The 12,807-nt window shown below is 66.3% G+C and carries 9 protein-coding genes and 2 tRNA genes; 9 read left to right on the top strand and 2 right to left on the bottom strand.

All coding sequences use genetic code 11. From position 1 onward, the window contains the following. Positions 1–112: 112 nt before the first annotated feature. Positions 113–436, top strand: coding sequence for a hypothetical protein (locus ACWPN3_RS18680; RefSeq protein ID WP_492240767.1), 324 nt, complete (start codon positions 113–115; stop codon positions 434–436). Between the two features lie 46 nt (positions 437–482). Here the strand turns inward: ACWPN3_RS18680 and glnA are convergent, their stop codons facing one another. Together glnA and ACWPN3_RS18670 are read right to left on the bottom strand one after the other, a co-directional pair. Then, positions 483–1,892, bottom strand: a complete 1,410-nt coding sequence (gene glnA, locus ACWPN3_RS18675; RefSeq protein ID WP_109050284.1) for a type I glutamate--ammonia ligase — start codon at positions 1,890–1,892, stop codon at positions 483–485. Positions 1,893–2,186: 294 nt separating this feature from the next. Beyond that, positions 2,187–2,525 (bottom strand): P-II family nitrogen regulator, encoded by a 339-nt coding sequence (locus tag ACWPN3_RS18670; protein WP_492261666.1) that lies wholly within the window; start codon positions 2,523–2,525, stop codon positions 2,187–2,189. A gap of 368 nt (positions 2,526–2,893) precedes the next feature. Between ACWPN3_RS18670 and ACWPN3_RS18665 the strand changes: the two genes are divergently transcribed. The 8 genes from ACWPN3_RS18665 to ACWPN3_RS18630 all read left to right on the top strand — a co-directional run bounded on the left by ACWPN3_RS18665 (position 2,894) and on the right by ACWPN3_RS18630 (position 12,603). Beyond that, positions 2,894–2,969 (top strand) — tRNA-His (locus tag ACWPN3_RS18665). 199 nt (positions 2,970–3,168) lie between these two features. Further along, complete coding sequence (locus tag ACWPN3_RS18660) at positions 3,169–4,632, top strand: NAD(P)H-hydrate dehydratase (RefSeq protein WP_492240766.1); 1,464 nt, start codon at positions 3,169–3,171, stop codon at positions 4,630–4,632. A gap of 113 nt (positions 4,633–4,745) precedes the next feature. Next, positions 4,746–6,299, top strand: coding sequence for a malonyl-CoA decarboxylase (locus tag ACWPN3_RS18655; RefSeq protein ID WP_492240765.1), 1,554 nt, complete (start codon positions 4,746–4,748; stop codon positions 6,297–6,299). A 137-nt stretch (positions 6,300–6,436) separates the two neighbouring features. Next, positions 6,437–6,521: transfer RNA gene (locus tag ACWPN3_RS18650), tRNA-Leu, on the top strand. Positions 6,522–6,612: 91 nt separating this feature from the next. Then, positions 6,613–7,956 carry a trigger factor gene (tig, locus tag ACWPN3_RS18645; RefSeq protein ID WP_492261665.1) on the top strand — a complete coding sequence of 448 codons (1,344 nt, stop codon included), beginning with the start codon at positions 6,613–6,615 and terminating at the stop codon, positions 7,954–7,956. A 112-nt stretch (positions 7,957–8,068) separates the two neighbouring features. Continuing rightward, positions 8,069–8,695, top strand: coding sequence for an ATP-dependent Clp endopeptidase proteolytic subunit ClpP (gene clpP, locus ACWPN3_RS18640; RefSeq protein WP_098739527.1), 627 nt, complete (start codon positions 8,069–8,071; stop codon positions 8,693–8,695). 286 nt (positions 8,696–8,981) lie between these two features. Beyond that, positions 8,982–10,244 carry an ATP-dependent Clp protease ATP-binding subunit ClpX gene (clpX, locus tag ACWPN3_RS18635; RefSeq protein ID WP_012974526.1) on the top strand — a complete coding sequence of 421 codons (1,263 nt, stop codon included), beginning with the start codon at positions 8,982–8,984 and terminating at the stop codon, positions 10,242–10,244. Between the two features lie 331 nt (positions 10,245–10,575). Next, entirely contained in the window at positions 10,576–12,603 is a 2,028-nt protein-coding gene (locus tag ACWPN3_RS18630) for a methyl-accepting chemotaxis protein (protein WP_492240764.1), read from the top strand. Positions 12,604–12,807 lie beyond the last annotated feature (204 nt).

Genomic DNA, 12,807 nt, shown 5'->3' with positions numbered 1-12,807 from the left:
ACTGCAGTGGCAACAGCCGGACCGCTGCATCATTCCTGCTCTCTATCCTCGTCCATGCGCCGTACTGCGCTTGGATGGCGGAACAGGGGAGGGCTTTCCAGCGTCCCTGTAGATGTCGGCAATCATGGCGATTGGGGGCGTAAGCATGGATCCGGGACACGATCAACGGCGCGAATTGCTCACCCGCGTTCGCCATGTCGTGGAGCATTACGAACGCTACAGCACCGCCGGGCCGGCCATCATGCGCGGCGTGCGCTATGACCTTGCGGTGCGGGCAACCGACCTGAACGGCGATGGCTGCCAGTTCCCCGCCTGCAACTGCGCGAAGGCGGACTGCGCGGAGCGCAAGGGATGCGTGCCGGATGTCGGCGCTTGGACCGAACAGGCCAAAAAAGAAAACCGCCCCCGGCGCGGACCGGGAGCGGCTTTGGAATGATGCGTAACCGGCCGCGGCGCCCGTTGCCGGACGCCGCGAGGCAACATCAGACCGAGTAGTACATTTTGTATTCGATCGGGTGCGGCATGGTCTCGAAGGCCATCATCTCTTCCGTGCGGAGGTCGATGTAGCCGTCGATCATGTCGGCCGAGAAGACATCGCCCTTGCGCAGGTACTCGTTGTCCTCGCGCAGCGCGGTGAGCGCCTCGCGCAGCGAGCCGCAAACCGTCGGAACCTTGGCCAGCTCGTCCGGCGGCAGGTCGTACAGGTTCTTGTCCATCGCGTCGCCGGGGTGGATCTTGTTCTGGATGCCGTCCAGGCCGGCCATCAGCATGGCGGCGAAGGCCAGGTACGGGTTGGCCGACGGATCCGGGAAGCGGACCTCGACGCGCTTGCCCTTCGGCGAGGCGACGTACGGGATGCGGCAGGACGCCGAACGGTTGCGGGCCGAGTAGGCCAGCAGGACCGGGGCCTCATAGCCCGGGACCAGGCGCTTGTAGCTGTTGGTCGACGGGTTGGTGAAGGCGTTCAGCGACTTGGCGTGCTTGATGATGCCGCCGATGTAGTACAGCGCCAGCTCCGACAGGTCGGCGTACTGGTTGCCGGCGAACAGCGGCTGGCCGTCCTTCCAGATCGACTGGTGGCAGTGCATGCCCGAACCGTTGTCGCCGAACACCGGCTTCGGCATGAAGGTGGCCGACTTGCCGTAGGCGTGGGCGACGTTGTGCACCACGTATTTGTAGTACTGCATGTTGTCGCCGGTGCGGACCAGCGTGTCGAACTTGATGCCCAGCTCGTGCTGGGCGGCAGCCACCTCATGGTGGTGCTTCTCGACCGGAACGCCCATCTCGGCCAGGACGCTCAGCATCTCGGCGCGCAGGTCGTTGCAGCTGTCGACCGGAGCGACCGGGAAGTAGCCGCCCTTGGTGCCCGGGCGGTGGCCCAGGTTGCCGTCCTCATAGTCCTTGCCCGACGAGTAGGAACCCTCGTCCGAGGCGAACTCGTACGACACCTTGTTCATGTCGACGGAGTACTTCACGTCGTCGAACACGAAGAATTCGGCTTCCGGGCCGAAGAAGACAGTGTCGCCGATGCCGGCCGAAGCGGTGTAGCGCTCGGCGGCCTTGGCGATGCCGCGCGGGCAACGGGCATAGGAACCGCCGGTGCCCGGATCGTACACGTCGCAGAGGATGTTCAGCGTCGGCTGGGCGGCGAACGGATCCATCACGGCCGTCGTCGGGTCCAGCTTCAGGATCATGTCCGACTCTTCGATGCCCTTCCAGCCGGCGATCGAGGAACCGTCGAACATGATGCCGTCTTCGAACACGTCCTCGTCGATGGTGGAGACGTGCTGAGCGGTGTGGTGCAGCTTGCCGCGCGGGTCGGTGAAGCGCAGGTCCACGTACTTGACGTCGTGTTCCTTGATCAGGTCGAAGACCTTGCTGATGTCGGACATGTCTCTTTTTCCACGCTTTAAGAGGGTTGGATCCCGCTGCGTCAAGCCGCTGTCGAAGCCCCTACGGGGCTTTGGCGGCGGAGGGCGGCGCTCGCGGCGGACGTTATCTCACGCCTTTCTTCCCCGCACAACGCGCCAACCCAAAAAGTCGCACGTTCGCCATAGGCGGCCTTCGGCCGTTCGGCGAGGTGTGCGGCAGGAGCCGGCAGGAGGGGGAGGGGAAATCGGCGCATGTTGGCGGATGCTGGTCGGAGGGAGGCCGGTCGGACCGGTGGGGGCCAGGACGTCGCGCGATCAGATCGCGTCGGCGCCCTTCTCACCGGTGCGGATGCGGACAACTTCCTCCACGGGCGTGACGAAGATCTTGCCGTCGCCGATGCGGCCGGTATGCGCGGCCTGCTGGATCGCCTCGATCGCCCGTTCCACCAGGGAGTTTTCCATCACCACCTCGATCTTCACCTTCGGCAGGAAGTCCACGACGTATTCCGCGCCGCGGTAAAGCTCCGTGTGGCCCTTCTGGCGGCCGAAGCCCTTGGCTTCGGTGACGGTGATCCCCTTGATCCCGACTTCGTGAAGGGCCTCCTTCACCTCGTCGAGTTTGAACGGCTTGATGATGGCTTCGATCTTCTTCATGGGTCTCTCGTGTACGAGGTGCCAACGCCGGCAGGCACCGTCCACGGCACTGCCGACAGCGACGACGGTAAGCATGGAGCGTGCCACATTCGGCCGATCCGGTCCGGCGGCATCGACGCTGGTCATAAGACGGTCGGATGCCGTCCGATGGGGCAGGGTGCTGCCGAAGGATTCAGCGGAGTGAACAATATTTGTGCAACTGGCGCAAGCGCTCCGCGCCAACCGGCGTTCAAAGGCCCGATCGTACGGGAGAAAGGGGTGCCGCTCCGCTCCTAAAGAAGTTTTTTCGCTTTTCGTGAAAAAGCCGCTTGACCGGCCAGCCGCGGTGGAGCATAACGCGGCTCCCGACGGCGGAAACGCTGACGGCGGCGGTGGTAGCTCAGTTGGTAGAGCTCTCGGTTGTGGTCCGAGCGGTCGTGGGTTCGAGTCCCATCCATCGCCCCATCATCTTCTTCGCGTCTTGGAAGAATTCTGTTCTATAAACGTCCGCACGGCTTAACCGCCGTCGCGGACGTTTGTGCATGTCGACATGGGTTTTCCCGGGGTGAGACATCGCCTACGGGTAGAGCGTGCGTGCGCATCTTCGCCCGCAGAGGAAACGGCAAGGCAAGCCAGGGTCGGCCAGGGGTGGGGAGAGTGGGGGATGGATGAGCTTCTGTCCGTCGCGGAGATGTATCGGGCCGACCAGCTGACGATTGCCGCCGGCGTGCCCGGTCCGGCCCTGATGGAGGCTGCCGGCGCCGCCGTGGTTCGGGCGGTGTGCGAGCGCTGGGCGCCGCATCCGACCGCCGTGCTCTGCGGCCCCGGCAACAACGGCGGCGACGGTTTCGTCATCGCCCGGTTGCTGCTGGAGGCCGGCTGGCCGGTCCGTCTGGCGCTGCTCGGCACCCGCTCGGCCCTGACCGGCGATGCCGCGGTGGCGGCGGAGCGCTGGCCCGGCCCGATCGAGGCGGCCGATCCCTATATCCTGAAGGGCAACCCCCTGGTCATCGATGCGCTGTTCGGCGCAGGCCTGACCCGGCCGCTCGACGGCGTCGCCCGCGCCATTGTCGAGGCGATGGAAGGCCGCACCGTCGTCGCCGTCGACGTGCCGAGCGGCCTGCATGGCGACAGCGGCCGGGTGCTGGGCGCCGCACCGCAGGCGGCGCTGACCGTCACCTTCTTTCGCCGCAAGCCCGGCCATGTGCTGCTGCCCGGACGCACCCTGTGCGGCGAGGTGGTGGTCGCCGACATCGGCATTCCGGACCGGGTGCTGGACAGCATCGCGCCGCAGACCGCGGTCAACGAGCCGTCGCTGTGGAGCCACCGCTTCCCCTGGCCGGCGCTGGACGGCCACAAATATGCGCGCGGCCATGCGGTGGTGCTGGGCGGCGCGCGGATGACGGGCGCGGCGCGGCTGGCTTCGGTTGCCGCTCTCCGCGCCGGGGCGGGGCTTGTCACCATTGCCTGTCCGCCGGAGGCCTTTCCGGTCTATGCCGCCGGCTGCGCCAGCGTGATCGTCGATCCGCTGGAGGACGCCGGCGCCTTCGCCCGGCTGCTGCAGGACTCGCGCAGGAATGCGGTTCTGGTCGGGCCGGGGGCGGGAAGGGGGGCGCAGACCCGCGCCGCGGTGATGGCCGCGCTGGACACCCGCCGCGCCTGCGTGCTGGATGCCGACGCCCTGACCAGCTTCGCCGAGTCGGCGGACGAGCTGCTCGACCGGCTCGACCAGCGCTGTGTCCTCACCCCGCATGAGGGGGAGTTCGCCCGGCTGTTCGGCGATTCGGTGGGCATGGACGGCGACAAGCTGTCGCGGGTGCGCGCCGCCGCCGCGCGCTCCGGCGCGGTCGTCGTGCTGAAGGGCGCCGATACCGTGGTCGCCGCTCCGGACGGACGTGCCGTGGTCAACGTCAACGCGCCTCCCGATCTGGCAACCGCGGGAACCGGCGACGTGCTGGCCGGCATCGTTCTGGGGTTGCTGGCACAGGGGATGGACGGGTTCGAGGCCGCCTGCACCGCCGTCTGGCTGCATGGCGAGGCCGGGCGCGCGCTCGGTCCCGGCCTGATCTCCGACGATCTTGCCGGCGCGCTGCCCGGCGTGCTGAAGGCGTTGAAGGCGCAGGGATAACCCCGGCCAAGGACAGGCTGGGGGCGGATTGGATGCGACGTTGGCGGTACCCCCGACGACGGCGTCCGCGCGCCCCCTTGCGGCAGAGCGTCGGCAGGGCCAGACTCCGGGTCATGAGCGACGCACCCGATACCACCATCCTGGAGCCTGTGCCGCCATCCCAGGCCGCGCAGCCCAATTTCCTCGACCGCGCGCTGGACAACCTGCGCACCCGCTGGCGCGAGATCGCGGCCTCGGCCCGCGGTGCCGTCGGCGCACCGCCGCGCACCCATCTGCCCAAGGAGGACGCCGAGCGCCTGAAGGAGCAGATCGAGGCCTGCCTGGAATCGCGCGGCGGCGAGGTTTCCGCCCGTGCCCGTGCCGCCCAGCTCGGCCGCACCTATCTGGCGCTCGATCCGCAGGGACGGCGCAATTTCCTTTTGATGCTCGCGCGCGACTTCGACGTCGACCGCGATGCGGTGATGGACGCGATGGCGACCTTCCAGGCGGCGGCCGATCCGGTGGCCCGCGGCCATGCCGAACGGGCCTTGCGCCGCGCGCTGGAACCGCCGCGCCTGCGGCTGCTGACCCAGTTCAACGCCCTGCCGGAAGGGGTGAAGTTCCTGGTCGATCTGCGCGCCGAGCTGATGGAGATGGCGCGCGGCGAACCGCTGCTTCAGGCGCTGGAAGACGATCTGAAGAATCTGTTGCGCGCCTGGTTCGATGTCGGCTTCCTGGAGATGCACCGCATCACCTGGGACAGCCCGGCCTCGCTGCTGGAAAAGCTGATCAAATACGAGGCGGTGCACGAGATCAGCGGCTGGCAGGACCTGAAGGACCGGCTCGATTCGGACCGGCGCTGCTTCGCCTTTTTCCACCCGCGCATGCCGCACGAGCCGCTGATCTTCGTCGAGGTGGCCCTGGTCCAGGGCATGTCGGACAATGTGCAGGCTCTGCTCGACCCGACCGCCCCGGTCTGCGATCCCAAGAGCGCCGACAGCGCCATCTTCTACTCGATCTCCAACGCCCAGGTCGGGCTGGCAGGCATCAGCTTCGGCAATTTCCTGATCAAGCGGGTGGTCGACGGGCTGGCGACCGAGTTTCCCAACATCACCTGCTACGCCACACTGTCGCCCATTCCTGGGTTCCGGCGCTGGTTCGACCGTGTGCTCGACCGCGACGGCGACGCCCTGCTGACCAATGCGGAAGCCGAGCGCATCGCCGAGCGGCTGGCCGAACTTGATCGGGTGGCCGATGCGGATGCCTCCACCGAAGGCGGTGTCGGGACCGACGAATCGCCGCTGCTCGCCCGCGCACTCGCCGGTCCCGGCTGGGCGGAGGACGAGGAGTTGCAGAAGCGCCTGCGCGGCCCGCTGATGCGGCTGGGCGTCCATTACCTGACCACGGTGCAGGAGGCGAAGGGCCATGGCCGCGCCCGTGCGCTGGATCCGGTCGCGCATTTCCACCTGACCAACGGTGCCCGGATGGAACGGCTGAACTGGCTGGCCGACAGGTCGGCCAAAGGGCTGAAACAATCACTGGGGATGATGATCAACTACCGTTACCGGCTGGGCGAGATCGATGCCAACCACGAGGCCTACACCGGCGAGGGGCGCATCATCACTTCGTCCGCCGTGCGGTCGCTGGACAGGGCAGGGAGCAAGGCGGGGGGCAAGGCCGGCGGCTGACGCGAAAAGACCGGGCCCCACTCTCTCGGGCGGGTCCAATTTGCCTGTTTGCTTCCGCCGCGCTGTGCTATAGACCGGACTTCGCCGGCGGTCCGGCGGGTGTTTGCGCACCCGTCGCGGCTGCCTTTGCCATGAACGCGGGCGTGGCGGAATTGGTAGACGCGCTGGATTTAGGTTCCAGTGACTTCGGTCGTATGGGTTCAAGTCCCTTCGCCCGCACCATGGCAACACCTTGGACCGCATGGACAACACGGATTCGGGCCGCCCGGACGGGCGCCGCCGGGCCGGACCAACGAGATAGGCTTTCGTTCCGATGAACATCACCGAGACCAGCACCGACGGCCTCAAGCGCGAATTTCAGGTCGTCATTTCCGCCAAGGACATCGAAGAGAAGGTGAACGGCAAGCTGGAAGAGCTGCGCCGTACGGTCCAGCTGCCGGGCTTCCGTCCGGGCAAGGTGCCGGTCACCGTGATCAAGCAGCGTTATTTCGGCGGCGTGCTGTCCGAGGTGCTGGAAGACGCCATCTCCGACAGCTCGCGCCAGGCGCTGAGCGAGCGCGGCCTGCGCGTCGCCCTGCAGCCGAAGATCGAGGTCGAGAAGTACGAGGACGGCGGCGACCTCACCTACAAGATGGCGGTCGAACTGCTGCCCGACGTCGAGCCGGGCGACTTCACCGGCCTGGAGCTGGAGAAGCCGGTCGCCGAGGTGAGCGAAGAGGCGGTCAACGAGGCGGTCACCCGTCTGGCGTCCGCCCACTCGACCCAGGCCCCGGTCACCGAGGACCGCGCTGCCGAGACCGGCGACATCGCCGTGATCGACTTCGCCGGCACGGTCGACGGCGAGGCGCTGGAAGGCATGGACGGCAAGGACTACCCGCTGGAGCTGGGTGCCGGCCGCTTCGTTCCGGGCTTCGAGGAGCAGCTGGTCGGCGTCAAGGCCGGCGAGCACCGCACCGTCAACGTCACCTTCCCGGAAGACTACCCGCACGAGCGCCTGAAGGGTGCTGCGACCGTCTTCGAGGTCGACGTGAAGGAGCTGCGCAAGAACGTCCCGGCCGAGGTCAATGACGAACTCGCCAAGGAGTTCGGCATGGAGAGCCTGGAGAAGATGCGCGAAGCCATCCGCGACCGCATCAAGGGCGAGTATAACGGCCTGTCGCGCCTGCGCGTGAAGCGCCAGTTGCTCGACAAGCTGGCCGAGGCCCATTCCTTCGAGGTGCCGGCCGGCATGGTCGACATCGAGTTCGAGGGCATCTGGGCTCGCCTGCAGGAAGAGCTGAAGAACGGCACCGCCGGCGAGGACGCCGACAAGTCCGAGGACGAGCTGAAGGCCGAGTACCGCTCGATCGCCGAGCGCCGCGTCCGCCTGGGTCTGCTGCTGTCGGAAGTCGGCCGCCGCAACAACATCCAGGTCACCCAGGACGAGGTGAACCGTGCCCTGATCAACGAAGCCCGCCGCTTCCCCGGTCAGGAGCGTCAGGTGTTCGAGTTCTTCAAGCAGAACCAGCAGGCGCTCGAGAACCTCCGCGCCCCGATCTTCGAGGACAAGGTCGTCGACCACATCCTGGATCAGGCCAAGGTCACCGAGAAGACCGTCAGCGTCGAAGAGCTGACGAAGGACGAGGACGAGGCCGGCAACGAGTTTGCGGCCGCCTAACTCCCCAAAAGGAGTGGGGGCGGACTACCATCCGCCCCCAAAGGTTCCTATATGTGGTTCCGTGCCGGCAACGATCACCGGTTCAGCCAACTGCGGGGGCAGGGAAGAACACATGTACGACTTCGAGCCGAAGATGAATGCTCTGGTCCCGATGGTCATCGAACAGACCAACCGGGGTGAGCGCGCGTACGACATCTATTCGCGCCTGCTGAAGGAGCGGATCATCTTCCTGATCGGCGGAGTGAACGACGCCGTCGCCAGCCTGATCTGCTCGCAGCTGCTGTTCCTTGAGTCGGAAAATCCGAACAAGGACATCGCGATCTACATCAATTCGCCGGGCGGCTACGTATCGGCCGGCCTCGCCATCTACGACACCATGCAGTACATCCGTCCGCAGGTGTCGACGGTGTGCATGGGCCAGGCTGCCTCGATGGGCTCGCTTCTGCTGGCCGCCGGCGCGCCGGGCAAGCGCTTCTCGCTGCCCAACAGCCGCATCATGATCCACCAGCCGTCTGGCGGTGCCCAGGGCCAAGCCTCGGACATCGAAATCCAGGCCCAGGAAATCCTGAAGCTGCGCTCGCGTCTGAACGACATCTACGTCAAGCACACCGGGCAGGACCTCGACACCATCGAGACCGCCATGGAGCGCGACAAGTTCATGTCGCCGGAAGAGGCGAAGGCCTTCGGTCTGATCGACGAGGTGGTGGAGAAGCGCCCGGGCGTCGACCACCATTCGTGAGCCGCGGGTCCTCGGCCCTCCCAACAAAGGGTTGATCGGGTCGTGACGCTGTTGTTGAATGGCGGTGACGCGATCCGGTCATGGAGCGGTTCCGATAAGGAACCGGTCCCGAATGGGGAGAGTCTCGCAAGGGACCCGGCTATGCGGATCGTGATGCGTCGCCAAAACGGCGCATGACCTTGTCGCGGACGCCGTCCGCGATAACCTGAGTAGGACCGGCGTCGGGGGGCGCCGCGAACGGGCATGGCCCCAGGGGCCACGCCTCCCGCGAGATGACGGAGTACCGATGAGCAAGTCCAGCAGCGGCGATTCGAAGAATACGCTCTACTGCTCCTTCTGCGGCAAGAGCCAGCACGAGGTCCGCAAGCTGATTGCCGGTCCGACGGTGTTCATCTGCGATGAATGCGTCGAACTGTGCATGGACATCATTCGCGAGGAGAACAAGACGACCCTCGTGAAGTCCCGCGACGGGGTTCCGACTCCGCGCGACATTCATGCGGTGCTCGACGATTACGTCATCGGACAGTCCTACGCCAAGCGCGTGCTGTCGGTGGCGGTGCACAACCACTACAAGCGCCTCGCCCACGGGACGAAGCACAACGACGTCGAACTGGCGAAGTCGAACATCCTGCTGATCGGCCCGACCGGCTGCGGCAAGACGCTGCTGGCCCAGACGCTGGCCCGCATCATCGACGTTCCCTTCACCATGGCCGACGCCACGACGCTGACCGAAGCCGGTTACGTCGGCGAGGACGTCGAGAACATCATCCTCAAGCTGCTCCAGGCCGCCGACTACAATGTCGAGCGGGCGCAGCGCGGCATCGTCTACATCGACGAGGTCGACAAGATCAGCCGCAAGTCCGACAACCCGTCGATCACCCGTGACGTGTCGGGCGAGGGCGTGCAGCAGGCCCTGCTGAAGATCATGGAGGGCACCGTCGCCTCCGTGCCGCCGCAGGGCGGGCGCAAGCATCCGCAGCAGGAATTCCTGCAGGTCGACACCAGCAACATCCTGTTCATCTGCGGCGGCGCTTTTGCCGGCCTGGACAAGATCATCGCCCAGCGCGGCAAGGGCACCAGCATCGGCTTCGGCGCCGATGTGCGCTCCGCCGACGAGCGCGCCACCGGTGAGATCCTGCACGAGGTCGAGCCCGAGGATCTGCTGAAGTTCGGCCTGATCCCGGAATTCATCGGCCGTCTGCCGGTTCTGGCCACCCTGTCCGATCTGGACGAGGCGGCGCTGGTCGAGATCCTCAGCAAGCCGAAGAACGCCCTGGTCAAGCAGTACCAGCGCCTGTTCGAGATGGAGGACGTCCATCTGGAGTTCTCCGAGGACGCCATGCGCGCCATCGCCCACAAGGCGATTGCCCGCAAGACCGGCGCTCGCGGCCTGCGGTCGATCATGGAAGCCATCCTGCTCGATCCGATGTTCGATCTGCCGGGCCTGACCGGCATCGAGAGCATCCTGGTCAACAAGGAAGTGGTCGAAGGGCGGGCCAAGCCGCTTTACGTCCATGCGGAACGGCGCAGCGAAGCGCCTGGTGCATAACCGTCTGGGTTTTCCCGGTGCGGAAATCTAAAAAAGGGACGCTTCGGCGTCCCTTTTTCTTTTTCCGATTGTCGCCGCGGATCCCAATAAAACCATTCTCTGCATTGGTCTTATCGGATGTAAACCGTTGGAAAAGAGAATAACTTCAACAAATTTAACGAATATAAAAAGATAACGCCGTAATGTCGGTGCAGAGACATTGGGTAGGGTGGATGATCTGCCTTCATTCCGGGCTTGGCATCACCGCTATCCATTGTTTACGCACGAATATTGCGGTGAGCGGGAAATGAAAATACGCAGTTTCCTTTACGTTTGCTTGGCGTGCGTCGGAGTGGTCGCTTCGGTTCCGGCCACTTGGCTTGCGGTGCAGGAAATCAACTCGGCCGGCCGGGCATCCGCTGCCAGGGACGTGGTGGACGTGCTGGGCGCCGCCACCGCTGTGAACGAGGCGATGGCGCTCGAGCGCGGCGTCGTCAACCTGCCGCTGACGGCAGGAACGGCGATCGACGACGGTGGCCGGGACTCCCTCAAGAAAGCCCGTGCACAGTCCGACACTGCGCTCGCCCGCTACGTTGCCGCCGCCAAGGCGCTGGGCGACCCGAAGTCCGCCGACGAGACCGCCGCCCTGGGCAACAGTCTGGCGACCGTCCGCGCCCAGGTCGACGGCTGGCTGGTGAAGGACCGGTCCGGTCGCCCGACGGACGCCTCGGCGCAGTTCTTCGCCGGCATGGTCAAGGTCACGAGCCAGATCGGGGTGACGATGAACCGACTCGGCCATCGCTTGAACGACCTTGATGCCACCGTCGGCGACCGGGCCGACATCGCGGTTCGCGCCGCCCAATTGCGGGAGATGGCCGGCCAGCAGTCGGTCCTCTATCTGCGCGCACTGGGAACCGGCAAGCCGATGACCCCTGAGGCCGAAGCGGAGGCGATGACGCTGGAGGGGCGGATCTCGGCCAATTGGGAGTCGGTCGAGGACGATATCGTCACCGGCGAGATGGAGCCGGCCCTGCGGATGGCGCTGGAGACTGCCCGAAAAGGCTACATTCAGGGTTTCGGCGGCTTCAAGACCCGCGTTCTGACCGCATCGCGGGCGGGCAGGCCCTATGATTTGGACGGTGCGGAATGGCGCCGCTCGGCCTCGCCCCTGCTGCAGGACCTGCTGGTGATCCGCGACGCCGGCTTCGCCGTCGGGCGGGAACTGGCCGACAGCCATCAGGCCTCGGCTCTGCGTCATTTGATGCTGGCGGCTGGAATCATCGTCGCCGGGCTCGGCGCATTGCTGGGTGTGGCGGTTGCGATCACGCGCCGGGCCTCGCGCCCCATCGTCGAACTGGCCCGGATCGTCGGTGCGATTGCCGGCGGCCGGCGTGACCTCGACGTCCTCCACCGGAACCGCTCGGATGAAATCGGCGAGATGGCCGCGGCAATCGACGTGCTGCAAACCAGCGCCCGCGGGGCCGACGACGCCGAAGCCCGCCGCCGGACGGAACTGGAGCAGCGCGAGGAGAACCGGCGCGCCATGGAACGGGCGACCCAGGATTTCGTGGCGCAGCTCGAATCTGTGGTCGGACATCTGTCCGCCACGGCGGACTCCGTGCGCAGCAACTCCGAACGCCTGTCGTCCGCTGCGGAAAGCGCCTCGTCCCTCTCGTCCTCCGTGGCATCCGCCTCGGAACTGGCCAACGGCAACATCCAGACGGTCGCGGCCGCTGCGGAGCAGCTGCAATCCTCCATCGGGGAGATCAGCCGCCGGATCGACGACGCGTCCCGGATCGCCCAGGATGCGGTGCGCGAGGCCGGCAGCACGGCCGGGATCGTCGCGACCTTGGCCGACCGTGCCGCCGGCATCGGCTCGGTGGTCGATATGATCAGCTCCATCGCCTCCCAGACCAACCTTCTGGCGCTGAACGCCACCATCGAGGCCGCCCGTGCCGGTGAAGCCGGCAAGGGATTCGCCGTCGTCGCCAGCGAAGTGAAGAATCTGGCCGGCCAGACCGCGAAGGCCACCGACGACATCCAGCTTCGCGTCGGGGAGATTCGCGACGTCAGCGGCAGTGCGGTGACCGCCATCGACGCCATCAGCCGCACCGTCGCCGCGATCAGCGAGGCGGCGTCGGCCGTCGCCGCCGCGGTGGAGCAGCAGAATGCCGCCACCCGCGAGATCGCCCGGAACATCCAGGCGGCCGCCCAGGGCACCGTGGAGGTGTCCGGCAGCATCGGACAGGTCGCTTCCACCGCCGAAAGCACGCGCGTCGCGTCCGGAGAGCTGCTGACCGCATCGCGCGGCCTGTCGCATGAGGCCGGAACCCTGCGTACGACCGTCGATGGCTATGTGAACCGCCTCAAAACCGCTTGATCCGGCAAAAACGGGGAGGGAAGCGGCGGTTTCCTGCCAGGTTGCGGCTTGGAAACCGCCCTTGGGGGTTGTCAGCCCCTTGAAGGCCGCAGGGCCGTGTGCCACGTTAGTCGGGTGCCGTAGGCGATCTCCGCGCTCAACCCGAGGCGGGGGCTGTGTCAGGCCCATTCCGGGCTGGCGGCGATCCATTCATTGAGGCCCTGC

Source organism: Azospirillum sp. UENF 111221 (assembly GCF_058780625.1).
Note: the sequence above shows the minus strand (reverse complement) of the source record. Positions and strands in the feature narration are given on the sequence as shown.